The sequence below is a fragment of the Zestomonas carbonaria genome (assembly GCF_904061905.1).
GTDB lineage: Bacteria > Pseudomonadota > Gammaproteobacteria > Pseudomonadales > Pseudomonadaceae > Aquipseudomonas > Aquipseudomonas carbonaria.
Genome location: NZ_CAJFCI010000060.1, coordinates 1 through 24,872 on the forward strand (window position 1 = coordinate 1; position 24,872 = coordinate 24,872).

Sequence of the window (24,872 nt, forward strand, 5' to 3'; positions counted from 1 at the left end):
GTTGATGCCCTGGGCGCGGAGGACGCTGTCGAGGATCTGCGGGACGCTGCGCTGCTGGAAGATCCGCCAGTTGGAGCGCAGCTCGGCGCGGGCCAGGGCGGGCTCGACCACGGCGCTGTAGCGGGTGCGGCGGAAACCGGTGTCGCCCTGGGCGAAGGCGCTGACCAGGCCGTGGACATGGCGCACCGCCCGCTCGCCGCGCCAGAGGGTGAACAGCGCGGGCCGGTCGAGGATGGCGCCGAAATCCACGGCGGGGTCGCGGCTGGAGAGCTCGAGGGTCAACCGGAAGGGCATGGACAGCCCTTCGTCCAGCTCGAAGGAGATGACCTCGAAGTCGCCGCTGGCGGGCGCGAAGGTGAAGCGCAGGTCGGATTGGCGGGGCATCGCAGGCTCCTTGCCGATGGTTCGGCATCCTTGCAGGAATGGCACGCCGCACCATCGGGGGGCAGGGAGGAGCGATCAATAGGACTTTTCTGGAATATGTGCGGGGTGGATTCTGGTGTGAGCGGCACCTCTTTCCGGGTGCCGACCCGATCGCATTTGCGGGGAGGCAACCCAGGTGCGGAGGGTTTGCAACCCATGCCGCACGATAGTGCCAGTATATTGGCATGCTAAGTGACTAAAAATTGACGATAAGCCATCGAATAAATCAATAAGCTATTCAATAGACAATAAATTGACATTTCTCCGGTAAAGCTGATTCAATCCCGCAGAGTTAATCGGGATATTTGGACTAGGGACCGGCAGCGTTCTGCTCTTGGATGGTAGTGGGAGCGAGTGGGTGGGCTGTAGCAATCGGGGGCAGCCATGTCGGACCCGCTAAAAAGGAAGTCGGTGCGTCAAGCACCGCAGCTCATGGAATTATGCGACTGACTGATTCGAGGGGGATGGCCAGGTCTATCGGCCTGGCCGTGCTGTTGTTTGCTTCAGTGGCCCTTGCCAAGCCTTCCAGTGTGGCGTTCTGGTATGCCGACCAGCCGCCGCTGGCAGAGCTGGCGCAGTTCGACTGGGCGGTGCTGGAGCCGGGCCACGCCTCGGCCGCCGATGTCTCCTATCTGAAGACCCAGGGCAGCGTGCCTTTCGCCTATCTGTCGGTAGGCGAGTTCGACGGCGACGCCACGGACCTCGCCAGCACCGGACTCAGCGATGGCGCCAGTTCCGTGCGCAACGATGCCTGGAGCAGCCAGGTCATGGACCTGGGCTCGCCGGTATGGCGCAAGCACCTGCTCGAACGCGCCACCGAATTGCGCCAGCAAGGCTACGACGGCCTGTTCCTCGACACTCTCGACAGCTTCCAGATGCAGGCCGAAGACCAGCGCGATGCCCAGCGCCAGGCATTGGCCAGCCTGCTGGCGGAAATGCATCGCCGCGAGCCGGGGCTGAAGCTGTTCTTCAATCGTGGCTTCGAAGTGCTGCCCGAGCTACCGGGCGTGGCGTCGGCAGTGGCGGTGGAGTCGATCCACTCCGGCTGGGACGCCGCCAGCTCGCGTTACCGCGAAGTGCCGCAGGAAGACCGCGAGTGGTTGCAGCCGCACCTGGAAAAACTGCGTGCCCAGGGAACGCCCATCGTTGCCATCGACTATCTGCCGCCGGAAAGCCGCGACCAGGCCCGTGCCCTGGCCGCGCGATTGAAGGCCGAGGGCTTCATTCCCTACGTGACCACCCCGGCGCTGGACTCCCTGGGCGTCGGCGCACTGGAGGTGCAGCCGCGCCGTCTCGCGCTGGTGTACGACCCGAGGGAAGGGGACCTGGAACTCAATCCGGGGCACATTCACCTGGGCGGCCTGCTGGAATACCTCGGCTATCGCATCGACTACTGGCCTTCCGACTCCCTGCCGCAGCGTCCGCTGAAAGGGCTCTACGCCGGCGTGGTGATCTGGATGACCAGCGGCCCGCCGGAAGCCAGCGACGCCTTCGACGCCTGGCTGGATGCCCGCGTGGACGAGCAAGTGCCGATCGCCTTCCTCGCCGGCTTGCCGGTCGACAACGACAGCCTGTTGCAGCGCCTGGGCATGCGGACCCTGTCCCAGCCGCTGCGGGGAACCCCGACGCTGGAGTCCCACGACAGAACCCTCGTCGGCTCCTTCGAGGCGCCCCTGACGATCCGCACGCGCGACCTGCCGGCGCTCACCGTGACCGATCCGCAGCGGACCACCGCCGCGCTGGTCCTGCAAGGCGACGGCCGCCGCTACGTTCCCGTGGCGACCGGCCCCTGGGGTGGCGTCGCGCTGGCGCCCTACGTGCTCGAAGAGGCGCTAGACCATCGGCGCTGGATCATCGATCCGTTCGCCTTCGTCCAGCGGGCGCTGGGCCTGCCGCCGCTGCCCAGTCCTGACGCGACCACCGAGAACGGCCGGCGCATCGCCACCGTGCACATCGACGGCGACGGCTTCGTCTCGCGGGCGGAAGTGCCGGGCACGCCCTATGCGGGCCAGCAGGTGCTGGAAGACTTCATCAAGCCCTATCCGTTCCTCACCTCGGTATCGGTGATCGAGGGCGAGGTCGGGCCGAAGGGCATGTATCCCCACCTGGCCCGCGAGCTGGAGCCGATCGCGAGGAAGATCTTCGCCGACTCCAAGGTCGAGGTGGCCAGCCATACCTTCAGCCACCCGTTCTTCTGGCAGCCGGACAAGGCCTCGCAGCGCGAGGGGTTCGAAGCGCAGTACGGCTACAAGATGGCGATTCCCGGCTACGACAAGGTGGACCTGCGCCGCGAAGTCGTCGGTACCCGCGACTACATCAACGAGCGGCTGACCACGTCGGACAAGCCGGTGAAGATGATCTTCTGGTCCGGCGACGCCCTGCCTGACGCCGCCACCATCAAGCTGGCCTACGACAGCGGGCTGCCGAACGTCAACGGCGGCAACACCGCGCTGACCAAGGCCTTCCCGTCGCTCACCGGCCTCTACCCACTGATCCGCCCCACCAGCGGCGGCGTGCACTACTACGCGCCGATCATCAACGAGAACGTCTACACCAACCTGTGGACCGGGCCCTACTACGGTTTCCGCGGCGTGCTCGACACCTTCGAGCTGACCGACCAGCCGCGCCGCCTGCGCGGGCTGCACCTCTATTACCACTTCTATTCCGGCACCAAGCAGGCGTCGATCCGCACCATGCACGAGATCTATCGGACGATGCTGAAGCAGCAGCCGTTGTCGTTGTGGATGAGCGACTACGTCACGCGCCTGGAAGGTTTGCACCAGGCCAGCCTGGCCAAGCGGGCCGATGGCGCCTGGCAACTGCGCGGGCTCAATGGCTTGCGCACCCTGCGCCTGGACCCGGCGTTGGGCTGGCCGGACCTGGCCCGCTCCAGGGGAGTGGCCGGCGTGCGCGATCTGCCGCAGGGGCGCTACGTCCACCTCAGTGATCCAAATGCCGTGCTGGCCCTGCGTGCCACGCGCGATCCGCGCCCCGCGCTGGAAGAGGCCAACCTGCCGCTGAGCGGCTGGAGCTACCGGGGGGAGAACCAGGTGGCCTTCTCGTTCCGCGGGGACATGCCGCTGCACTTCAGCGTGCGGGCTTCCGGCACCTGCCGGGTAACGGTCGCGGGCAAGCCATACCACGGGCAAGGCGCGAACGGTCTGTGGAATTTCGAACTGCCGATGAAACAGGTGCGTGATGGTCAACTTGTCTGTAACTGATAACAGCGAGAAGACGCGCCTGCTCAACCCCTGGATGATCGTGCTGGTCGCATTGATCGTCGCTGCGTTGCTGGCGTTGTCGTACAAGAGCGAAGAGGTGTTCCTGCCGGCGGACGACGAGAAGCCGGACGCGGTGGCGATCGGCTACACCGAATTGCTGCTCCAGGCCCACCCGGACGACGACCGCCTGCGGGTGCGGCTGATCGACCAGTTGATCCAGTTCGGCGACCTCAAGCGGGCGCGCGAATACCTGAGCCAGTTCCAGGAGCGGGTGTTGGCCGTCGCGCCTTTCTACGCGGCGGTGCTGGATATCCTCGGCGCCCAGGCCAACCCGGAAGGCATCGACGAAGCCGAGCGGCTGCGCCTGGTCGAGCAGTTGCGCGCGCTCGATCGTGCGACGCTGGACAACGCCATGCTCGAACGCCAGGCGAGGCATGCCTTGCACCTCGACGCCCCGGACGTGGCGGTGCTCGCCTACCTGGAACTGGCCGAGCGTGATCCGAAGCGGCGGCAAGACTGGCTGGACAAGGCGGCGCGCTGGAGCCTGGCCATGGACGACCAGGGCAGGGCGGCGCAGCTCTACCTGCAACTGGCCGACGCGGAGCAGGACCCGGCCAAGCGCACCGAATACCTGCACAAGGCGTTCAGCAGCCTGCTGGCCGCCGACAAGGGCGAGCAGGCCGCCGAACTGCTGGCGGCGCATCTGGACGAGCTGGGCAGCGACCAGGAGTCCCTGGACTGGCTGGCCGACGGCGTGCTCGCCGCCCAGGGCAATCGCCGCTACGACCTCGCCGAGCTTTTCATCCAGCGCTGGCGCGGCCTGCGGGAAAACGACTCGCGCGCCATCGCCGCGGACTTCCGCCTCAGCCTGGCTTCCGGCGCCATCGAGAGGGCCTGGCAGCTCGGTCCCGAACTGCTCGGCGTGAACCCCGGCGACCGCCAGTTGCTGGCCGAGCTGGCGCGCCTGGGCGAGTGGACGGGGCATCCGCAACAGGCGCTGGAATACTGGATCGAGCTGCTGAAGGGCGGTGAAGAGCCGACCCTGCGCGAACACGCCTGGCGCCTGGCGCTGCAACTGTTCGACTTCGACAGCGCGGTAGGCGCGCTGGCCGCGCTGGAAGCCCAGCGGCAGATGTCGGACGAGGAGGTCGACGCGCTCGTCTACAGCCACGAGACCCGTGGCACGCCGGAGGACGCGGAAGCCTGGCTGCGCGGCTACGTGCGGCACTACCCGGGGCACCGCTATGCCTGGCAGCGCCTGCAAATGCTGCTGGAAAACACCCAGCAGCTTCAGGAAGAGACGCCGCACTGGGCCGCCATGGCGCAACGCTTCCCGCTGAGCCTGGAGGAGCGCATCCGCTGGGCGGAGACCCACTGGAACCTGTTCGAACTGCAACAGGCCTGGGACGTGCTCACCGCGGTGGACGCCGACAGCGTGGTCGACCCCGAGTACTGGAGCCTGCGCGCCAGCCTGGCCTGGGATCTGGAGCGGGACGAGGAGACGCGTCTCGCCTACGAGCGTTTGCAGGCACTGGACGTTCCCCTCGCGCGCGACGACGAGGACCGCCTGATCAGCCTCTATTGGGATCGCGATCCACGGCGGGCCCTGACCATCCTGACCGAGAGCTGGCAGCGCACGCGCAACCCGCTGCGCCTGGTCATCGCCCTGCAACTGGCCGAGGTCCTGCACGACTGGAAGGCGCTGAAGGCTCTGCTGGAGGATGCCGAAAGCGCCCCGAACGGCACCGGCAGCCCGCAGTACTGGATCGCCCGCGCGGCCCTGGCCGCGCACGAGGAGCGGCTCGAAGAGGCCGAGCAGTTCTATCGCGAGGCGCTGACCCGCTTCCCGGAAGAGAACCTGGTCCGCGAGCGCATGCTGTGGTTCCACATCGACCACGGCCAGCGCGAGGCGCTAGCGCCGCTCCTGCAGCAATGGCGGGCGCGGGCCTACAAGGACAGCCGCCTGTGGCTGCCGTTCGCCACCGGCCACCTGCTGCTCAACCGCACCGAAGAGGCGCTGGCCTGGTTCCGCCTGTACATCAAGTCCAATCCTGCGGACCGGCTGGTGCAGGCCGCCTATGCCGATGCCCTCGATGCCGCCGGCTACCAGGACCGGGCCCTGCGTCTGCGCCGCCAGTTGCTGGCCGGGCTGGACCGCGAACGGCTGCTGGCCACGCCGGAAGGCTTTGCCGCCTACCTGCGCCTGCTCACCGTCAGCCAGGGACCGCTGCTGGCCCAGCGCGAGGCGCGCCGGGCCTGGAACGGCGAGCCGGCGATGCTGGAGGTCTGGTTCGAGCATTTCCTCGAACAGCTCGACGCGGGCAACCGGTCGGCCCTCAAGGACGACTGGCTGGCCTGGGCGCGTGCCCGTGGCTTGAAGGTGAACGACTACGAGCAGGTCCAGCAGGCCCTGCGTACCGACAATCGCGTGGCGCTGGAACGCATGCTGGCGCGCGGCAACCTGGACCCGGCGCATCAGGTGGAGGTGCTGGCGCGCCTGGGCCACGGCGGCGAGGCGCTGGGTACGGGCCTGAGCGCCCTGGGCGACGAGCAGTCGGCGTCGGTCCGCGAGCAACTGCTGCACCAGACCACGGGCTTGCTCGAACGCACGCCGCAGGGCCTGCAACTGGGCTGGCGCAAACAGGACTACGGCGATCTCGACTTCAAGGGCCCGAGCCTGGAAGTGGCGCGCCACCTGGGCGACGACTGGTACGCCGATCTCAAGCTGGGGCAGGGACGCTACGACAGCGACAACCTCGACAGCTCGGTGATGGGCAGCGAGCACAACGCCCAGTTGTTGCTGCGCCGCGAACTGTCCGACGGGGCTCTCGACCTGACCCTGGACAGCAGTTGGCGCGACGACGAGGACCGCCACGGCTTCGGCCTGGAGCGTATCTGGCGACTGAGCTCGCGCGACGAGCTGGGATTGGCCCTGGACTGGCACCGGGAAACCGAGGAGACCGGCCTGCTGCGTGCCCTGGGCATGCGCGACAGTATCAGCGTGCGCGGCCAGCACGGCTTTTCCGCGCGCGACCAGTTGGCCTGGTCGCTGGCCCACAACCGCTACTCCTCGCGCCAGGGCGACGACCTCGGCAGCGGCGAAGCCGTCTCCCTGGAGTGGGGACATGCACTGTTCTTCGATGACCCGTCCTGGCTGCTGCGCAGCGGCGTCGACTACCAGCACAACCGCGTGGAAAGCCGGGTGCCGGACGAGTTGCTGGCCGCCAACGGCGGTGCCTTCGTGCCGTTCGACGATGCGCCGGGAGCGATCGTTTCCGGCAACGAACTGCTGCAGGACCGCTATGGCCAGGTCTACTTCGGCAGCACCTGGCGGCGCGGCTTCCCCGGCGCGCTGAACCGCACCCGCCCGCAATTCACCTGGATGGTGGACACCCTGGTCGGCTGGCAATGGACCGAGCGGGAGTTCAACTACGGAATCAACGTCGGCCTCGGCATGGAACTGCTGGGCGACGATGAGTTGGCGTTCACCGCCGGCTATCAATCCGCTCCCCGGGGCGGCGAGGGCGATGCCGGTGGCTCGCTTGGCGTTACCTACAGCACCCGCTTCGGGCGCTGAGCACGGAATTCAACAGGAGGAACGAAGATGCAATCCATTCGCTGCCTGACCCTAGCGGTCATCGCCTTGTTCGTGGCGGGCTGCTCCAGCTTTACCAGCGAAAGCGGTTCTGCCTTGCCGCGCACCGCCGCCTGGGGGCTGGCGCCGCTGGTCAACTATTCGCAAGCGCCGCAGGCCGGTGAACGCGCCGAGCAGATCCTGCTCAGCGTGCTGGCCGAGGAGGGCGTGCGGCCGCGCCTGTACCCGGCGCCGGTGCAGAAGGACCTGCTGTTGCAGGACGACCGCGACCGCCAGTACCAGGCGCTGGCCTGGGCGCGCCAGCAGAAGCTGGCCTATGTCGTCACCGGCAGCGTCGAGGAGTGGCAATACAAGAACGGCCTGGACGGCGAGCCGGCGGTCGGTATCAGCCTGCAAGTGCTGGAGCCGGACACCGGCCGCGTCGTGTGGAGCACCAGCGGGGCGCGTGCCGGCTGGTCGCGCGAAAGCCTGGCGGGCGCGGCGCAGAAAGTTCTGCGTGAGCTGGTCGGCGACCTCAACCTCGAGTAACGGACATGCAATCCGCCCAGAAGGATTACATCCTGGCGCCACGTGCCAGCGGCGAGGTTTCCTGGATGGAAACGCTGTTGCTCACATTGCTGTCGCTCGGCCTCGGCTACTGGTTTTCGCCGGAGGATCCGCTGCTGGTCTCGGAGCCGTTCCCCTGGATGATCCTCGCGCCATTGCTGCTCGGCATTCGCTACGGCTTCGTGCAGGGCCTGGCCAGCGCGGCCTTGCTGATCGCCGCGCTGTTCGCCTTCCGCGTCGCCGGCTGGGAAGCCTATGACCCGGTCCCGGCCGCGTTCGTGGTCGGCGTGCTGCTCTGCACCATGCTGGTGGGCGAGTTCCGCGACATCTGGGAACGCCGCCTGGAGCGCCTGAGCCTGGCCAACGACTATCGCCAGTTGCGCCTCGACGAGTTCACCCGTGCCCACCACATCCTGCGCATTTCCCACGACCGCCTCGAACAGCGCATCGCCGGCAACGACCAGAGCCTGCGCAGTTCGCTGCTCAGCCTGCGCGAGCAACTGCGCGCGCTGCCACGCGAAGGAGATGCGCTGGCGGCCCTGGCGGAGACCGTGCTGTCGCTGCTGGCCCAGTACGGTTCGCTGCGGATCGCCGGCCTCTACCGGGTGCACGACAACGTCCGGGTCGACGAGCGGCCGCTGGCGGTGCTCGGCGACATGGCCGAGCTGGACGGCAACGACCTGCTGGTGCGCCTGTGCCTGGAGCGCGGCGAACTGGTCAGCGTGCGCTCGGACCTGCTCGACCGTGGTGAGAGCCGCAGCCACTCCGCCCTGCAGGTCTGCGTGCCCCTGGTGGATACCGAGGACCGGATACTGGCCGTCCTGGCGGTGCAGCAGATGCCGTTCTTCATGTTCCACGAACGCAGCTTCAGCCTGCTGGCGATCCTGGCGGGACACATCGCCGACCTGTTGATGAGCGATCCGCAGGCGCTGCAGCTCCCGGATATCGACGCCCAGCATTACTCCCAGCTCCTCAAGCGTTCGTTGCTGGATGCCCGCGATCACGGGCTGCCGGCCTGCCTGTTCAGTTTCGAACTGACCGACGAAGCGCACGGCGAGGAACTGCAACGGCTGCTCGAAGGCAGCCAGCGCGGGCTGGACGTGCAGTTGAGGGTGCGCAACGGCCATGGCAACCGCCTGGTCCTGGTGCTGTTGCCGCTGACCTCGGCGGACGGCTCGCAAGGCTACCTGCGCCGCCTGCGGATGCTGGTCGCCGAACGCTTCGGCCCGACCCTGGAGCTGGAGGCGCTCGGCGTGCGCACCCATCACTACCAGTTGGAAGCCGGCAACGAGCGTGAAGCGTTGCGCCGCTTCCTCTTCAACGAGTGTGCATTGAATGATCAGCAAGTGGCTGTTTAGCGGCGCCTTCCTGCTCGAACTGGGCAGTTGGATCAGTGCGGTCAGCGGCCTGCCGATCCTCCAGGCGGCGTTGCTCTATACCACCGCCCACGGGCTCGGCAGCCTGATGCTGGCGTTCGGCATCTGGGTGCTGCTGCCGAGCCGCTATCGCTTCCCGTTGCCGTGGAGCCCGCTGTTCATCTTCAGCCTGTCGTTCTTCATCCCGCTGATCGGGATGATCGGCGTGGCCCTGGCCCTGTTCCCGGCGCTGTACCTGCCGCGCAAGCGCAGCGAGCAGCCGTGGCAGGCCACCGGGGTTCCCGACCTGCCGTTCCGTCCGCAGCAGGAGAAGAGCCGCGAGCTGATGTTCAGCGATGGTGGCCTGCAGGACGTGTTGCGCCATGCCACCGATCCCGACCAGCGCCTGACGGCGATCTTCGCCACCCGGCGGATGCGCAGCAAGGAAGCGATCCCGATCCTCAAGCTGGCCCTGCGCGACCCGGCGGACGACGTCCGCTTGCTGGCCTACTCGATGCTCGACCAGCGCGAGAGCCGGATCAACCAGCGCATCGAAGCCACCCTGGCGCTCCTGGCCAAGGCCAGGCCAGCCCGCCAGTTCGCCCTGCACGGCACCCTGGCCCGCTGGTACTGGGAGCTGGCCTACGTCGGGCTGGCCCAGGGCAGCGTGCTCGAACACGTGCTCGAACAGGCCCGCAACCACGTGACCCAGGCCCTGCAGGGCGCGGCCACCGAAGAGCTGCACCTGCTGGCCGGCCGCATCGCCCTGGAGCAGGGCGACCTCGACCAGGCCGAGAGCTTCCTGGACCAGGCCGAGGCGGCCGGGACGGATGCGAGCCAACTGGCGCCGTACCGTGCCGAGATCGCCTTCCTGCGGCGCCGTTATCGAGAGGTCCCCGAGCTGCTCGCCGGGATACCTGGAGACATGTTGCAGCGACCGCCCTTCGCGGCGCTGGCGAGATACTGGTTATGACTGCGAATACCGTTCCGAGCGATGCGCCGAGTGTCGATGTCTGCCTGCTGCTGGAGGGCACCTGGCCCTACGTGCGCGGCGGCGTGTCCAGTTGGATCAACCAGTTGATCCTGGGCCTGCCGGAGCTGACCTTCTCGGTCTTCTTCATCGGCGGCCAGCGGGAAGCCTACGGCAAGCGCCACTACGCCATCCCGGACAACGTGGTGCACCTCGAGGAGCACTTCCTGGAAAGCGCCTGGACGTCGTTGCCGGGGCAGCCCACCCAGGACGGCGACGTGAGCAGGCTGATGCTGGATGTGCATCGCTTCCTCCATTATCCGGACGAGCCGAGCGCGGAGCAGGGCGAGGCGTTTCTCGACACCCTGGCCGAGAGCCGCATCGGCCGCGAGGATTTCCTGCACAGCCGGGCCAGTTGGCAGGCGATCACCGAGGGCTACGGGAAACACTGCTCCGATCCGTCGTTCGTCAATTACTTCTGGACCTTGCGCTCGATGCAGGCGCCGCTGTTCATGCTGGCCGACGCGGCCCGCAACATGCCGCGGGCGCGCATGCTGCACTCGATCTCCACCGGTTATGCCGGGATGCTCGGCAGCGTCCTGCAACGCCGCTGGGGCTGCCACTACCTGCTCAGCGAGCACGGCATCTACACCAAGGAGCGCAAGATCGACCTGGCCCAGGCCAGTTGGATCGCGGAGAGCCCCGGCGAACAGTTGAACACCGGGCTGGATGCAGAGGTCAGCTATATCCGGCGCCTGTGGATCCGCTTCTTCGAGCGGATCGGCCTGGTGGCCTATCGCTCGGCGCATTCGATCATCGCCCTTTACGAAGGCAACCGGCGGCGCCAGATACTCGATGGCGCCGATCCCGAGAAGACCCGGGTGATCCCCAACGGCATCGCCCTCGACAACTGGGCCGATGCCCTCGAGCGCCGGCCGCCGGGCATTCCCCCGGTGGTCGGGCTGGTCGGTCGGGTGGTACCGATCAAGGACGTGAAGACCTTCATCCGCGCCATGCGCGGGGTGGTCAGCGCCATGCCGGAAGCCGAAGGCTGGATCGTCGGCCCGGAGGAGGAAGACCCGGACTACGCCGCCGAATGCCGCAGCCTGGTGGTCAGCCTCGGCCTGCAGGGCAAGGTCCGCTTCCTCGGCTTCCGGCAGATGCAGGAACTGCTGCCGCAGCTCGGCGTGATGGTGCTGACCTCGATCAGCGAGGCCCAGCCGTTGGTGGTGCTTGAAGCCTGGGCCGCCGGCACCCCGGTGGTCACCAGCGATGTCGGCTCCTGCCGCGAACTGGTCGAAGGCTCCTCGGCCGAGGACCGCGACCTCGGCCAGGCCGGCGAGGTGGTGGCGATCGCTGATCCGCAGGCCACCGCGCGCGCCATCCTCTCGCTGCTGCGCAACCCGCAGCGCTGGCAGGCCACCCAGGCCGTCGGCCTCCAGCGGGTGCGGCGCTACTACACCGAAGAACTGATGCTCGCGCGTTACCGTGAGCTGTACCGCGAAGCCACGGAGAGCGCATAGATGGCGGGTATCGGCTTTGAACTGAGGAAGATCCTGTCCCGTGATTCCTACACGGCGACCCTGCGTGCCTACCTGTATGCCGGGCTGATCAGCTCGGGTCCCTGGGTGCTGTCGATCATCAGCGTGATGCTGATCGGCGTGCTCAGCCTCGGCACGGTGCTGCCGGACGTGCTGATTCGCCAGTTCCTGATCACCGTGACCTACCTGATGGCCGGCTCGCTGATCCTCACCGGCGGCCTGCAACTGTTCTTCACCCGCTTCATCTCCGACCGCCTGTTCGAGCGCAAGCACGGGATGATCCTGCCCAACCTGGTGGGCATCCTGCTGCTGGTGACCATCGCCTCGGGGCTGCTCGCCGTCGTCCTGCTGGGTACTTTGTTCGAGGAGTCGTTCGCCTACCGCCTGCTGGTGATGGCCAACTTCGTGGTGCTCTGCAACCTGTGGCTGGTGATCATCTTCCTGTCCGGGATGAAGGCCTACAAGCGCATCCTGGCGGTGATGTTCGTCGGCTATGCGCTGATGGTGGCGTCGGCCTACCTGCTGCGCTTCCTGAAGATGGAAGGCTTGCTGCTGGGCCTGCTGATCGGCCACTCCAGCCTGCTGTTCATCTTCCTGTTCGATATCCTCCGCGAGTACCCGGCGGACCGCATGGTGGCCTTCGACTTCCTCGATCGGCGCCAGGTCTTCGTCAGCCTGCTGCTGACCGGGTTCTGCTACAGCCTGGGCATCTGGATCGACAAGTTCATCTTCTGGTTCAACCCGGCGACCTCGGATGCTGTGATCGGTCCGCTGCGCGCCTCGATGCTCTACGACCTGCCGATCTTCCTCGCCTACCTGTCGATCATTCCGGGGATGGCGGTGTTCCTGGTGCGTATCGAGACCGACTTCGCCGAATGGTACGAGCGCGTCTATGCGGCGATCCGTGGCGGCGAGACCTTGCAGCACATCGGCTGGCTCAAGGAGCAGATGATCCTAGCCATCCGCCAGGGGCTGCTGGAGATCTGCAAGGTGCAGGGGCTGACCCTGGTGCTGCTGTTCCTGCTGGCGCCGCAGTTGCTGTCCTGGCTGGGCATCTCCCACTACTACCTGCCGCTGTTCTACGTCGACGTGATCGGCGTGAGCATCCAGGTGGTGTTCATGGCGCTGCTCAACGTGTTCTTCTACCTCGACAAGCGCGCCATCGTGCTCGAACTGTGCGTGCTGTTCGTGCTGGCGAACGGAGCCCTGACCCTGTTCAGCCAGATGCTGGGGCCGAGCTTCTTCGGCTACGGCTTCACCCTGTCGCTGCTGCTCTGCGTGCTGCTGGGGCTGTATCGGTTGACGTCGGCCCTTGACGACCTGGAGTACGAGACCTTCATGCTCAGCCGTTGAGCTCAGCCCGGCGTCGCGTCCAGCAGGCTCCGCAGCCAGGCCGTCACGTCGGCGGCGCCGGCCTGGCGCAGGCCTTCGCCGAGGGCGTTGGCCTCCGGGTGCCGGCGGGGCAGGAGGAGGATCTCCGGGGTGCTGCTGTGCAGCAGTGGCAGGCGGGCGTAGGGCAGGCCGCTGTCGAGCAGCAGGCCCATGAACGCCGGGTCGCTCCAGGCCAGTTCGGGCATGGCCAGCACGTGGTGGTTCCTGCGCAGTTCGTTCAGCCCGTCGGCGCTCAGCCGATAGCGGGTGACGACCGCCGGCAGGCTGTCCTCCAGGCCGCGCAGGCGGGCGTAGACGATGGCGCTGGCGAAGGCTTCGTGGTTTTGCTCGCCGGTCCAGAACAACCGCTCGCCGAGCCAGTCGGCCTGGAGCAACTGGATCGGTTCGCCGGCCAGGAAGCGCGGCAGGGCCAGGCTGATCGTCTTGAGGAAATCCTTGTAGCTGATGATGCGCAGGTTGCGGCAGGCCGGGGTGGCGGCGAAGTCCTCGAGGTGGGCGAAGGGCGGTTCGTTCGACTCGCCGGCCAGGCCATCGATCCGCTTCAGGTCAAGATCGGCCACCTCGTGCCGCTGCTGCTCCACCACGCGGACCAGCAGCGCGTGGGCATCGGCCTTGTCTTCCTGCACCGGCCCGGACAGCGCGCCGCGCGGCAGCTCCACCAGGCGTTGCAACTGCGGCCCGGCACGCCACCAGATGCTCGGCTGCAACAGCGGCGGCGCGGGGAACGGCAGACGCAGCGCGGCGGCCCGTTCGCGCACCTGGCGCGCACCCCGGCCGCCCAGGCCGAAACGCCGGGCGAGATCGCCAAGGCGGGTCGTCAGGCTGGCAGGGGATTCGGGCAGACTCATGGGGTGGGATACTCCGGGGACTCGGGTGCCAGTTTGGCAGAGGAACGCCCTGGCTGCACGATCCATCCCGGCTGCCGACGCCTCCATGATGTGTTTATGGCACTATGCCGGCGATTCGTTACATGGGGGCCGACATGAGGCTCGAGCTGGACATCGCCTTGCCTGCCGAACGACTGCAAGCGGTCTATCGTGGCCAGGCCAACCGGGTTCTCCTGACCAGTCGCGACGGTCGGCGGGTCAGCCTGCCGGCCCATCATCTGCGTCCGTTCATCGGCCATGCGGGTGTCTACGGCAGTTTCGTCCTGGAGTTCTCCGCCGAAGGCGAACTGCTCAGCCTGCGCCGGCAGGATTGACCGCGTGCCTCGCCTGGCCGGCCGGCGCGCGGCTATAATCGCGGCCCATCGCCCAATACCGAGCTAAGCCTGCCCATGTACAACCTGGCCCGCGAGCTGCTGTTCCAACTGTCCCCGGAAACTTCCCACGAACTGTCCATCGACCTGATCGGCGCCGGCGGCCGTCTGGGCCTCAACGGCCTGTTGTGCAAGGCACCGCGACCGCTGCCGGTGAACGTCATGGGGCTGGACTTCCCCAATCCGGTCGGCCTGGCGGCGGGGCTGGACAAGAACGGCGACGCCATCGACGGTTTCGCCCAACTGGGCTTCGGCTTCATCGAGATCGGCACCGTGACCCCGCGTCCGCAGCCGGGCAATCCCAAGCCGCGACTGTTCCGCCTGCCCGAGGCCGAGGCGATCATCAACCGCATGGGCTTCAACAACCATGGCGTCGACCACCTGCTGGCGCGGGTCAAGGCGGCCAGGTTCAAGGGCGTGCTGGGCATCAATATCGGCAAGAACTTCGACACCCCGGTCGAGCGCGCGGTGGACGACTACCTGATCGGCCTGGACAAGGTCTACGCCCATGCCAGCTACGTCACCGTCAACGTCAGCTCGCCGAACACCCCGGGGCTGCGCACCTTGCAGTACGGCGATTCGCTCAAGCAACTGCTCGAGGCCCTGCGCCAGCGCCAGGAGGACTTGGCCGTCGAACACGGCAAGCGCGTGCCGCTGGCGATCAAGATCGCCCCGGACATGACCGACGAGGAGATCGCCCAGGTCGCCGCCGCGCTGGTGGAGGCGGGCATGGATGCGGTGATCGCCACCAACACCACACTCGGCCGCGAAGGCGTCGAGGGCCTGCCCCATGGCGACGAGGCCGGCGGGCTGTCCGGCGCGCCGGTGCGCGACAAGAGCACCCATACCGTCAAGGTGCTGGCCGGTGAACTGGGCGGGCGCCTGCCGATCATCGCCGTGGGCGGCATCACCGAGGGCAGCCATGCGGCCGAGAAGATCGCCGCCGGTGCCAGCCTGGTGCAGATCTACTCGGGCTTCATCTACAAGGGGCCGGCGCTGATCCGCGAGGCGGTGGACGCCATCGAGGCGCTGAAGCGCTGAAACCCTGTAGGAGCGAGCTCTGCTCGCGAAAGAGAGGCTTATTTACTGGTTCCCCGCGTTCGCGGGGACCCAAAAAGAGAAAAAACAGGCAATAAAAAGGGCTCCCGAAGGAGCCCTGGGCTCTCGCCCGCCGCCCGGATGGGGCGCGCTTGGTGAGTCTTGAAGTCGGGACCCTTTATCAGCCGACAGCGTTAATTTGATTGAGGCGATGGATGCCGGCCGTGCCGGTCAGACCGTCCCACTGGTCGCCACGACCTTCGCGCCAGCCGTTGAGCCAGGCCTGGCGAACAGACGGTAAAGTGAAAGGACACAGATCGCGGGATTTGCCGTGCAGACCGAATTGATAACCGCGCACAAAAGCTCTTTCTAAAGGATCACGCTTAAGTCTTCTCATAGGGTGTTGCCCTCTACTGTTGACTGTTATGTCCTCTTCGCCTCAGGTCGAGGCCTGGTAGTAATGGTTCTACCAGTGGAGCTGCTGCCGGCGTCGCAGCTCATCCGTCATCCCATTGCGGCGATGACCTGAGTTGATTTCTAACCATTCCCACCCCGGGTGGGAATGATCGATTTGTCATAAGCACGTAACGATTACGAGATAGGGGCGATAAGGCGAGGTTCCTCTACACAGCGTCATTCTTGCCTGAAGTCCGCTATATGGGGCTTAGGGGATAAAGATGGCCAGTCGCTGATGGCTCCCTGGCACTACCCTGTATTCCGACGAAGGGTCCACCTGCGACCTTTTGTCACCCAACAGGCTCGACTCCGTCACACAGGATGGAACGAGCCGGCTGGGCGCGTCGTCGACGCTCCCGGCCTGACGCCCGCCACACGCGGGCAAGCGACACCTGTCGTGTCGCGCAGCCGCGGATGGACCGTGGCTGTCCAACCCCGGCCATGTCCCGCGAGGGCAGGCCACAGACCGCCGCGAGGCTTGCATGTCGGACCGCTACGAAGTTTTTCTCACCTGCCCGAAAGGCCTGGAAACCCTGCTCGCCGAGGAGGCCGGTGGCCTCGGGCTGGAGGATGTAGCCACCCAGGTCGCCGCCATCCGTGGCAGCGCCGACCTGGAGACGGCCTACCGGCTGTGCCTGTGGTCGCGCCTGGCCAACCGTGTGCTGCTGGTGCTCAAGCGATTCACCATGGCCAACGCCGAGGACCTCTACCAGGAAGTGCTGGCGGTCGACTGGCAGGAACACCTGGCGGCGGGCGGCAGCCTCGCCGTGGAGTTCAGCGGCCATGGCTCGGGCATCGACAACACCCACTTCGGCGCGCTCAAGGTCAAGGACGCCATCGTCGACCGCCTGCGCCGCGACAGCGGCCAGCGTCCGTCGATCGACAAGATCAACCCGGACGTGCGCATCCACCTGCGCCTGGAGCGCGGCGAGGCGATCCTCTCCCTGGACCTTTCCGGCCACAGCCTGCACCAGCGCGGCTACCGCTTGCAGCAGGGCGCCGCGCCGCTCAAGGAAAACCTCGCCGCCGCCGTGCTGATCCGCACCGGCTGGCCGCGCATCGCCGCCGAGGGCGGCGCGTTGGCCGACCCCATGTGCGGGGTCGGCACCTTCCTGGTCGAGGCCGGGATGATCGCCGCCGACATCGCTCCCAACCTCAGGCGCGAGCGCTGGGGTTTCTCCAACTGGCTGGGCCATGTGCCGGCCTTGTGGAAGCGTCTGCACGCCGAGGCCGAGGAACGCGCCGCCGCCGGCCTGGCCAGGCCGCCTCTGTGGATTCGCGGCTACGAGGCCGACCCAAGGCTGATCCAGCCGGCGCGCAACAACATCGAGCGTGCCGGGCTGGGCGAGTGGGTGCGCGTCTACCAGGGTGAACTGGCGACCTTCGAACCGCGCACGGACAAGGGCCAGAGCGGCCTGGTGATCTGCAACCCGCCCTACGGCGAGCGCCTGGGCGACGAGGCCAGCCTGCTGTATCTCTACCAGAACCTCGGCGAGCGCCTGCGCCAGGCCTGCCTGAACTGGGAAGCCGGGGTGTTCACCGGCGCGCCCGAACTGGGCAAGCGCATGGGCATCCGCAGCCATAAGCAGTACGCCTTCTGGAACGGTGCGCTGCCGTGCAAGCTGCTGCTGTTCAAGGTGCAGCCGCAGCAGTTCGTCACCGGCGAGCGACGGTCCGCCGAAGAGCGCGATGTCGAGCCGGTCGCGGCGAAGCCCGCCGAGTCGGCGCGTCTCAGCGAGGGCGGGCAGATGTTCGCCAACCGCCTGCAGAAGAACCTCAAGACCCTCGGCAAGTGGGCGCGCCGCGAGGGCGTCGAATGCTACCGCTTGTACGACGCCGACATGCCCGAATATGCCCTGGCGGTCGACCTCTACCGCGACTGGGTGCACGTGCAGGAATACGCGCCACCGCGCTCGATCGACCCGGACAAGGCCCAGGCGCGCCTGCTCGACGCCCTGGCGGCGATTCCCCAGGCGCTCGGCGTCGATACCGCCAAGGTGGTGGTCAAGCGCCGCGAGCGGCAGACCGGCACCAGGCAGTACCAGCGCCAGGCGGCGCAGGGGCAGTTCATGGAGGTGACCGAGAGCGGGGTGAAGCTGCTGGTCAACCTCACCGACTACCTGGACACCGGCCTGTTCCTCGACCATCGCCCACTGCGCCTGCGCATCCAGCGCGAGGCGGCCGGCAAGCGCTTCCTCAACCTGTTCTGCTACACCGCCACGGCCACCGTGCACGCGGCCAAGGGCGGCGCGCGCAGCACCACCAGCGTCGACCTGTCGAAGACCTACCTGGACTGGGCGCGGCGCAACCTGGCGCTGAACGGTTTCTCCGACAAGCAGCGCCTGGAGCAGGGGGACGTGATGGATTGGCTGGCGGCCGATCGCGGCGAGTACGACCTGATCTTCATCGACCCGCCGACCTTCTCCAACTCCAAGCGCATGGAAGGGGTGTTCGACGTGCAGCGCGACCACGTCCGCCTGCTCGACCTGGCCATGGCGCGCCTGGCCAAGGGCGGGGTGCTGTACTTCTCCAACAACTTCCGCAAGTTCCAGCTCGATGAAGGGCTGGTCGAGCGCTACAAGGTGGAGGAGATCAGCGCGCAGACCCTGGACCCTGACTTCGCACGCAACCCGAAGATTCACCGGGCTTGGCGGTTCGGCCTGTAGCGCAGGCACGCTCAAACGCCGACAAGAGCGCTGGAGGCTGGAAGGCTGGACGGAAAAGCTCTCCGCTCCTGGGGGAGGGAGCGACACGATGTGTATGGAAAACACGGAAGCCTGACAGCACGCACGAATACACCCCTCTCCCCCTGGGAGAGGGGCCGAGGGTGAGGGGCGGAATGGATGACAAACCCTAGCTAGCCTGCCCCCACTCGACGGCTTTTTCCGTACAGCCCCTAGCGCTCTGGATCATGAACCGGCTCCTGGATCGATCGCCGGCAGAGCGAAGAACGCCCGCGCGCAGGCCGTGGTGTGCTCGGCCAGTTGCTCCGGGCTCTCGCCGCGATGGCGGGCGACCTCGTGGAGCACCTCGGTGAGGAAGGCCGGCTCGTTGTACTTGGGACGCGGCCGCAGCGTGCGCGGCAGCAGGTAGGGCGCATCGCTTTCCAGCATCAATCGGCCCCGGGGGATTTCCCGCACCAGCGGATACAGGTGGGTGCCGCGGCGCTCGTCGCAGATCCAGCCGGTGATGCCGATGTGCAGGTCCAGGTCCAGGTAGCCGAACAGCGCGCGCCGGTCGGCGGTGAAGCAGTGCACCACCGCCGCCGGCAGATGGTCGCGGTAGTCTCGGAGGATTTCGCGCAGGCGCTGGTCGGCTTCGCGTTCGTGCAGGAACACCGGCAGGCGCAGTTCGGCGGCCAGCGCCAACTGCGCTTCCAGGGCTTTTTCCTGGGCCGGCCGGGGCGAGAAGTCGCGGTTGAAGTCCAGCCCGCATTCGCCGACCGCGCGCACTTCCGCCTCGTCGAGCAGGCCGCGCAGTTCGCCGGCGCTGGCGGTGTTCCAGTCGCGGGCATCGTGGGGGTGGACGCCGGCCGTGCAGAACAGCCGCTGGCCGCTTTCGTCCAGCCGGCGGCACATGGCCAGGCTTTCCGCGCTACCGGCCAGGCTGGTGCCGGTCAGTACGAGTTGGCAGACGCCAGCCCGATAGGCGCGCTCGAGCACCTCCTCGGGATGCCTGGCGAAGCTGGCGTGGGTCAGGTTGACGCCGATATCGATGAGTTGCATGGTGGGCCTCGAAACTGGACGGGCAGCATAGCAGAGCGAGGATTTCTAATAAAAAATCATATTAATCATATGCTTGAGATTCATTATTAAAGTCGAATAAGCGAATTGGGTTGGCATCCGCCGACAAGCTGTGCGAACCTCCGCGCCCCGCGCCGGGAACTGCCCCTCGACGCCACGCTCTCAGTCGATCAGTTCGCCCATGTTTTGGCTGATCCACTTCCGGAGACTCGATGACGCGACTGCTGTTGATTCTGCTCTGCCTGTTCGCTTGGCTGCCGCCGCCGTCGAGCGCCAGCCTGATCGGGCCGCCGGAAACCTGGCAGCGTCCCGGCAGCGAGCGCGACCTGGCGCAGATTCGTCGTAGCGGCGAGTTGCGCGTGCTGGTCAACCAGAGCCGCAACAGCTCCGGCGAAGTGAAAGGGCAGAGCATTGGCGTCGAGTATCACCGCCTGCGGGCCTTCGCCCAGTACCTCAACCGCAATGCCCGCGACGGCCGCAGCGTCGAGCTGAAGATCATCCCCAAGGCCAAGGACCAGTTGCTGGGCGCCCTGCAGCGCGGCGAGGGAGACCTGGTCGCGCCGGGCGAGCTGCTGAATGCCCGGCGTGGGCAGAACGTCGTCGCCACCGAGCCGTTTCGCAGCAACGTGCCGCTGGTGGTGGTCAGCCGCCAGGGCAACCGCCGCTACCAGAACCTCGAGCAACTGGCCGGGCGCAGCCTGCTGTTGCCGGCCGGCAGTGCGGTTGGCGAGGCGCTGAGGGGCGTCAACCAGAAGCTGGCGCAGCGCAAGCTGGAGCCGATGGCGATCGAGTGGGTCGACTCCAGCCTGGCGGTGGAGGACGTGCTGGAGATGGTCCAGGCCGGCATCTTCCCGCGTACCGCGGTGGAGCAGCCGATCGCCGAGCGTTGGGCCAAGGTGATGCCCAGGCTGCGGGTCGACCGCCACCTGGTGCTGTCCAGTGAAGGCGGCATGAGCTGGTTCGTGCGCCGCGACGCGCCGATGCTGCGCGCCAGCATCGACCGATTCCGCAAGACCTACCACGCGCCCGATAACCAGGACGCCGATTTCCAGCGGGTCTACCGGCGTCTTTACCGGGTACACACTCCGCTCGGCCGTCAGGAGCTGCGGCGCCTGGAGAAGGTCCGCCCGGTGCTGCAGAAGCATGCCGAGCAGAGTGGTTTCGATTGGCTGCTGCTGGCGGCGCTGGCGTTCAAGGAGTCTACCCTGAACCCCGCCGCGCGCGGGGCCGGCGGTGCCACCGGGCTGATGCAGATCACCCCGGCGGCGGCGCGCAGTGTCGGGGTCGGCAACGTGCAGGCGCTCGACAGCAATGTGCTGGCCGGCACCAAGTACCTGGCGATGATCCGCCGCAACTATTTCAGCAGCGCGCAGATCAACGAGCGCGAGCGCATGGCGTTCACGCTCGCTGCCTACAACCTCGGCCCGGAGCGGGTGCAAGGCCTGCGTGCCGAGGCGCGCAGGCGCGGCCTGAACGGCAACCAGTGGTTCTTCCAGGTGGAGCGGGTGGCCATGGAGCAACTGGGGATGGGTGTGGTCAGCTACGTCGGCGCGGTGAACAAGTACTACCTGGCCTACGATCGCGAGCGGGATTGGCTGGAGCCAAGAGGAAGGCAGGCGGTTAGCACTCGATAAATATCCATTTATTAGATGTGTTTTAAGCGGTTTTTGCGCTTTTGTTATCGAAAAATGTAGCTAACCTTGTCTCCGTCAACACCCACTTTCCGACAAGGACCCTGGCACCATGAACGACATCCTCAAGGCAGTTTTCGCCACCCACGCCGGCTACGGCATCACCCTGCTGCGCGTGGTCACCGGCCTGACCTTCGCCGCCCACGGCGCCCAGAAGCTGTTCGCCTGGTTCGGTGGCTACGGCCTGGCCGGCACCGGCCAATGGATGGATAGCATCGGCATCACTCCCGGCTACCTGATGGCCCTGATGGCCGGCGGCGCCGAGTTCTTCGGCGGCCTGGCCCTGGTGGTCGGCCTGCTGGTGCGGCCGGCGGCGCTGTCGCTGGTGATCGCCATGCTGGTGGCGGTGTTTACTGTGCACTGGGCCAATGGCTTCTTCATCACCGCCAACGGCTTCGAGTACGCGATGATCCTCGGCCTGATCAGCGCGGTACTGCTGGTCGAAGGTGCCGGCAAGCTGTCGCTGGACCGTCGCATCGCCGGCTGAAACAAACCCTGCAAGAACAAAAGCCCGCATTCGCGGGCTTTTGTCGTTGTGCCGGGACGCTCTACAGCCCGGCGGTCTTCAGGCGGTTGGCCTGCTGCCGGAACACCGTGACCGGGCTGGTCTCGAACAGGCTGGTGAGGCCGAAGGTCTGGTTCACCTCGTCGAGGTGGTTCATCCGGTAGTTGTCGCGGATCACCATGCCCAGGTGCGAGCTGCAACGCCCGACCAGGCCGTCGTTGGGCTCGTTGAAGAGCAGCGAGGTGGCGCCGAGCAGTCCGTCGCTGACATCGAGGATGTTGGTCAGCGGGCTGGTGCCGCTCCAGGAGTAGTAGCGCACGCCGTTGACCGAGTAGGCGCCTTCGCCGCAGGCGCTGGTCGGGACGCCTTGCGGGAATTTGGCGTTGAACGCCGCCGCGCCGGCGCTGTTCAGCGATTCCAGCGAGCCCAGGGCGTTCTGCGGGGTGGTGCTGGAGCTGCCGGAGAGGAAGTTGATCAATGCGCCGAGGCCGTTGACGATGCCGGCGAGAATGGCTTCGCTGGCCGAGCCCGGCGGGATCTGGCGGAGGAAGTCGGCGACCGCCGAACCCTTGTGCGGGCTGCCGACGCTGGTTATCGAGGCGACCAGGTCCGGCCGCACGCTCGCCACGTAGCGCGCGGTCGGGCCGCCGTGGCTGTGGCCGATCAGGTTGACCTTCGGTTTGCCGCTGATCGCGACGATCTCTTCCACCCGGTCCAGCAACTGTTCGCCCCGCGCTTCGGACGTGTCGAGCTGGCTGACCTCGGTGACGTACACCTTGGCGCCGTCGCTACGCAGCGAACTGGGGATGCCGTACCAGTAGTTGACGCCGAGGATGCTGTCGAAGCCGAGCATGCCGTGGGCGAGGACGATGGGGTACTTGGTCTGCGTATAGCCGGACGAGCCGAACAGGCCAGCCTCGGCATGGCTGCTGAAGGCAAGGGCAGTACCAAGGCTGAGGGCGAGCAGGGTCTTGTTCTTGTTCATGGGCGCTCTCGTAGATGGATGAGGTCGCGGGGCGGAGTCCGTGCTCCCTTTGGGTCAGCCCATCCTGGACTATCCCTGGACGATGGCAGGAAGCGTGCCAGCCAACCGGGGCGTGTGGGCGGGAGGCTCTGGCGTGCGCCCTGGGGGGCAGGGCGCGGAAAGGCGGGGATCGCGCGATGCCGGCGGCTGTTACGCGCTGAAACGGGAACTGCGAGGCAGGAAGCGGGAAATTGTCGGACAGTTTGCCGACGATGCCGGCCGACTAGCCGAAAGTAGGGTTCAGCTTCTCGGTTGCCGCTCGGCCTGGTGCAACTGCTCGGCGGCTTCCAGGCGCAGCCGTTCGCGCTCGTCGAAACGCTCCTCGGCCAGGCGCTGGATGGCCGTCCGCCTGTCCGTTTCGCTCAGGCCCTCCTGGGCTTCGATCCTGGCTTTTTCGGCGCTGTACTCCGCCACGCGCTGCTTCCAGGCGGAGCGGCGCTGGTCGAGCGCTTCCAGCCGGGCGGTGGCTTCGCTGCCGACCAGTTGCTGGCGCAGCGCGCGAATCTGCTCGGGGCTGCCGCCCTGGGCGCGCAACTCGGCCGTGCGGGCCTGCAATTCGCTCTGCAACTGCGGCAGCACGCTGTCCTGCAATTCCTCCGGCAGGCTTTCCCGCAGCCGGTCGATGGCCGCGCCCTTGGCGGCGGCGTCCAGGCTGTCGTCGCGGCTGATCGCCATGCGCTCCAGGTTGAACCGGTTGTAGGTCTCCTCCAGGGCGAAGAACGCCTGGTGCGCCTCGGGGCTGAACGTCCGGGCGCGCAGGTCATGGACCGCCGCCTCGCGCCGGCGGATGGCGTCCAGGTCGTCGAGCAGCGGCAGGTCGCGTTCCAGCATCACCAGTTCGCGCTTGTAGTCGAGGTACTGGTCGAGCAGGGCGAGGGCCTGGTCTTCGGCGGGTTGTTGCAGCACGCCGGCGATATAGCCCCGCAGGCGTTCGATGCTGGTCTTCAGCGGTTCCTCGCCGATGGCGCTGAGGAAGTAGTCGAATAGATGGCGGACGTCCGAGTCGATGACCAGATTGCCCGCCTCGTCGACGCTGAGGCGGCCATCCACCTCGGTGCCTCGGAACGACGGCGGCAGGGGCGCGACCCCGGCTGGCAGCGCGGTTGCCTGCGGGGATTCCAGCGGCGTCTCGGCAGGGCTCATGTCGATGACGGCGGGGGCTGTCGGTGTGTTGGGCAGCGGCTCGGGCTGCCGGTCGAGGAACACGGCTACGGCGACGGCGAACGAGACGGGCAGCAGGAACAGCAGTTTTTTCACAAGGGATTCCCTGGATGGCGAGCGGGGCTGGGGATTCTGCGAGGCACAAGCCATGCCATGCCCGGGGATTCGGCCGGGAAAGGCTCTGGCGCGCGGCTTTGCCAGGAGCCCCGCCTTTCCGAAGCCTATGGCGGAGGTTACCCGCTGTAACGGTGCCGCATGCGCGGCGTAGGGTGGGCTTCAGCCCAGCAAAGAACGCCCGCTGGGATCTTCAAGCCCGCAACGGCCATCGGCCGAGCGCCTTGTAGCGGGAACCGCTGGCAGCGTGTTCCGACACGAACAGTGCGAACTCGCCGACTCGCCAGGCGAAGTCCGGCTGCGTCGCACCAGGCGCTTTCGTGCAGTGGCGCACCAGGGTCAGGTGCGGGCGGAACGGGCGGGTTTCCAGGGCGAAGCCCGCGTGCAGCAGCCGTTCGCGCAGGGCCTGTTCCAGCGCCAGGAGCGCTTCGGGCGTCTGGCTGGGGACCAGGTGCAGCAGCCCGTTGCGCCAGTGGCCGAGGCTATCCAGGCGCAGTTCGAAGCTGTCCCCTGTGACACCGGCGGCCAGGGTTTTCAGCTCGTCCAGCCGCCCGCGCGGTTGCGCGCCCAGGAAGGCCAGGGTGATGTGCAGGTTCTCCGCCGCCACCGGCCGGCCGGACAGCTCCAGGCCGTCGCGCCAGTCGGCCATCGCCCGGGCCGTCTCGGCCGGGCATGGCAGGGCGAAGAACAGGCGCAGCGGCGGTGTGCTCATCGGTGGCTCCTCGGTCGCCTTGACAGTATCGCCGGAGGTTATCCAGAATGCCGCCCAAGCGCCGATTTAAACAGCTACTTGCGGGGCGCGGAGGCCTTTTCACGAAGGCATCGAAATACCGCTAAAG

Annotated in this window: 19 protein-coding genes; 12 read left to right on the forward strand and 7 right to left on the reverse strand. The window is 67.0% G+C overall.

Going from position 1 to position 24,872, the window contains the following annotated elements; genetic code table 11:
• A partial coding sequence (locus PSEWESI4_RS15190; protein WP_268960786.1) for a contractile injection system protein, VgrG/Pvc8 family occupies positions 1 to 384 on the reverse strand: 384 nt, incomplete at its 3' end.
• A gap of 479 nt (positions 385 to 863) precedes the next feature.
• On the opposite strand from PSEWESI4_RS15190, the gene PSEWESI4_RS15195 reads away from it, so the two are divergent.
• Genes PSEWESI4_RS15195 through pelG form a run of 7 tightly spaced genes read left to right on the forward strand, consistent with a single transcriptional unit; the run spans position 864 to position 13,004 of the window.
• Positions 864 to 3,644, forward strand: coding sequence for a bifunctional glycoside hydrolase 114/ polysaccharide deacetylase family protein (locus tag PSEWESI4_RS15195; protein WP_187672057.1), 2,781 nt, complete (start codon positions 864 to 866; stop codon positions 3,642 to 3,644).
• Complete coding sequence (locus tag PSEWESI4_RS15200) at positions 3,622 to 7,221, forward strand: tetratricopeptide repeat protein (protein WP_187672058.1); 3,600 nt, start codon at positions 3,622 to 3,624, stop codon at positions 7,219 to 7,221. The genes PSEWESI4_RS15195 and PSEWESI4_RS15200 overlap by 23 nt, the downstream gene beginning before the upstream one ends.
• A gap of 27 nt (positions 7,222 to 7,248) precedes the next feature.
• Positions 7,249 to 7,767 carry a penicillin-binding protein activator LpoB gene (locus tag PSEWESI4_RS15205; protein WP_187672059.1) on the forward strand — a complete coding sequence of 173 codons (519 nt, stop codon included), beginning with the start codon at positions 7,249 to 7,251 and terminating at the stop codon, positions 7,765 to 7,767.
• Positions 7,768 to 7,772: 5 nt separating this feature from the next.
• Positions 7,773 to 9,143, forward strand: coding sequence for a PelD GGDEF domain-containing protein (locus tag PSEWESI4_RS15210; protein ID WP_187672060.1), 1,371 nt, complete (start codon positions 7,773 to 7,775; stop codon positions 9,141 to 9,143).
• A complete protein-coding gene (locus PSEWESI4_RS15215; RefSeq protein WP_187672061.1) occupies positions 9,121 to 10,113 on the forward strand; it encodes a tetratricopeptide repeat protein in 993 nt (330 codons plus the stop codon). Before PSEWESI4_RS15210 ends, PSEWESI4_RS15215 begins: the two co-directional genes overlap by 23 nt.
• A complete protein-coding gene (pelF, locus tag PSEWESI4_RS15220) occupies positions 10,110 to 11,633 on the forward strand; it encodes a GT4 family glycosyltransferase PelF (protein WP_187672062.1) in 1,524 nt (507 codons plus the stop codon). The genes PSEWESI4_RS15215 and pelF overlap by 4 nt, the downstream gene beginning before the upstream one ends.
• The gene (gene pelG, locus PSEWESI4_RS15225; protein ID WP_187672063.1) at positions 11,634 to 13,004 is read left to right on the forward strand and encodes an exopolysaccharide Pel transporter PelG; all 1,371 of its coding nucleotides are present in this window, start codon (positions 11,634 to 11,636) and stop codon (positions 13,002 to 13,004) included. It begins immediately after the preceding gene.
• 2 nt (positions 13,005 to 13,006) lie between these two features.
• Here pelG and PSEWESI4_RS15230 read toward each other — a convergent pair whose 3' ends face one another.
• A complete protein-coding gene (locus PSEWESI4_RS15230) occupies positions 13,007 to 13,891 on the reverse strand; it encodes a DUF6685 family protein (protein ID WP_187672064.1) in 885 nt (294 codons plus the stop codon).
• Positions 13,892 to 14,025: 134 nt separating this feature from the next.
• Between PSEWESI4_RS15230 and PSEWESI4_RS15235 the strand changes: the two genes are divergently transcribed.
• Together PSEWESI4_RS15235 and PSEWESI4_RS15240 are read left to right on the forward strand one after the other, a co-directional pair.
• Complete coding sequence (locus tag PSEWESI4_RS15235) at positions 14,026 to 14,244, forward strand: DUF2835 domain-containing protein (RefSeq protein ID WP_187672065.1); 219 nt, start codon at positions 14,026 to 14,028, stop codon at positions 14,242 to 14,244.
• Between the two features lie 75 nt (positions 14,245 to 14,319).
• Positions 14,320 to 15,342, forward strand: coding sequence for a quinone-dependent dihydroorotate dehydrogenase (locus tag PSEWESI4_RS15240; protein WP_187672066.1), 1,023 nt, complete (start codon positions 14,320 to 14,322; stop codon positions 15,340 to 15,342).
• 178 nt (positions 15,343 to 15,520) lie between these two features.
• Here the strand turns inward: PSEWESI4_RS15240 and rmf are convergent, their stop codons facing one another.
• Positions 15,521 to 15,736: a ribosome modulation factor gene (gene rmf, locus PSEWESI4_RS15245; protein WP_187672067.1), complete on the reverse strand. Its 216-nt coding sequence runs from the start codon at positions 15,734 to 15,736 to the stop codon at positions 15,521 to 15,523.
• Positions 15,737 to 16,277: 541 nt separating this feature from the next.
• Here rmf and rlmKL point away from each other — a divergent pair.
• Positions 16,278 to 18,461, forward strand: a complete 2,184-nt coding sequence (gene rlmKL, locus PSEWESI4_RS15250; RefSeq protein WP_187672068.1) for a bifunctional 23S rRNA (guanine(2069)-N(7))-methyltransferase RlmK/23S rRNA (guanine(2445)-N(2))-methyltransferase RlmL — start codon at positions 16,278 to 16,280, stop codon at positions 18,459 to 18,461.
• Positions 18,462 to 18,704: 243 nt separating this feature from the next.
• Here rlmKL and PSEWESI4_RS15255 read toward each other — a convergent pair whose 3' ends face one another.
• Positions 18,705 to 19,520: a TatD family hydrolase gene (locus PSEWESI4_RS15255; RefSeq protein ID WP_187672069.1), complete on the reverse strand. Its 816-nt coding sequence runs from the start codon at positions 19,518 to 19,520 to the stop codon at positions 18,705 to 18,707.
• A gap of 230 nt (positions 19,521 to 19,750) precedes the next feature.
• Here PSEWESI4_RS15255 and PSEWESI4_RS15260 point away from each other — a divergent pair, with 230 nt between their 5' ends.
• Complete coding sequence (locus PSEWESI4_RS15260; RefSeq protein WP_187672070.1) at positions 19,751 to 21,172, forward strand: MltF family protein; 1,422 nt, start codon at positions 19,751 to 19,753, stop codon at positions 21,170 to 21,172.
• Between the two features lie 109 nt (positions 21,173 to 21,281).
• Positions 21,282 to 21,716: a DoxX family protein gene (locus PSEWESI4_RS15265; RefSeq protein WP_187672071.1), complete on the forward strand. Its 435-nt coding sequence runs from the start codon at positions 21,282 to 21,284 to the stop codon at positions 21,714 to 21,716.
• A gap of 61 nt (positions 21,717 to 21,777) precedes the next feature.
• On the opposite strand, the gene PSEWESI4_RS15270 is transcribed toward PSEWESI4_RS15265, so the two are convergent.
• From PSEWESI4_RS15270 to thpR, 3 genes are all read right to left on the reverse strand, one after another.
• A complete protein-coding gene (locus PSEWESI4_RS15270) occupies positions 21,778 to 22,719 on the reverse strand; it encodes a triacylglycerol lipase (protein ID WP_187672072.1) in 942 nt (313 codons plus the stop codon).
• Between the two features lie 279 nt (positions 22,720 to 22,998).
• Positions 22,999 to 24,015, reverse strand: a complete 1,017-nt coding sequence (locus tag PSEWESI4_RS15275) for a lipase secretion chaperone (RefSeq protein WP_187672073.1) — start codon at positions 24,013 to 24,015, stop codon at positions 22,999 to 23,001.
• A gap of 211 nt (positions 24,016 to 24,226) precedes the next feature.
• Complete coding sequence (gene thpR, locus PSEWESI4_RS15280) at positions 24,227 to 24,745, reverse strand: RNA 2',3'-cyclic phosphodiesterase (protein ID WP_187672074.1); 519 nt, start codon at positions 24,743 to 24,745, stop codon at positions 24,227 to 24,229.
• Between the last annotated feature and the right edge of the window lie 127 nt (positions 24,746 to 24,872).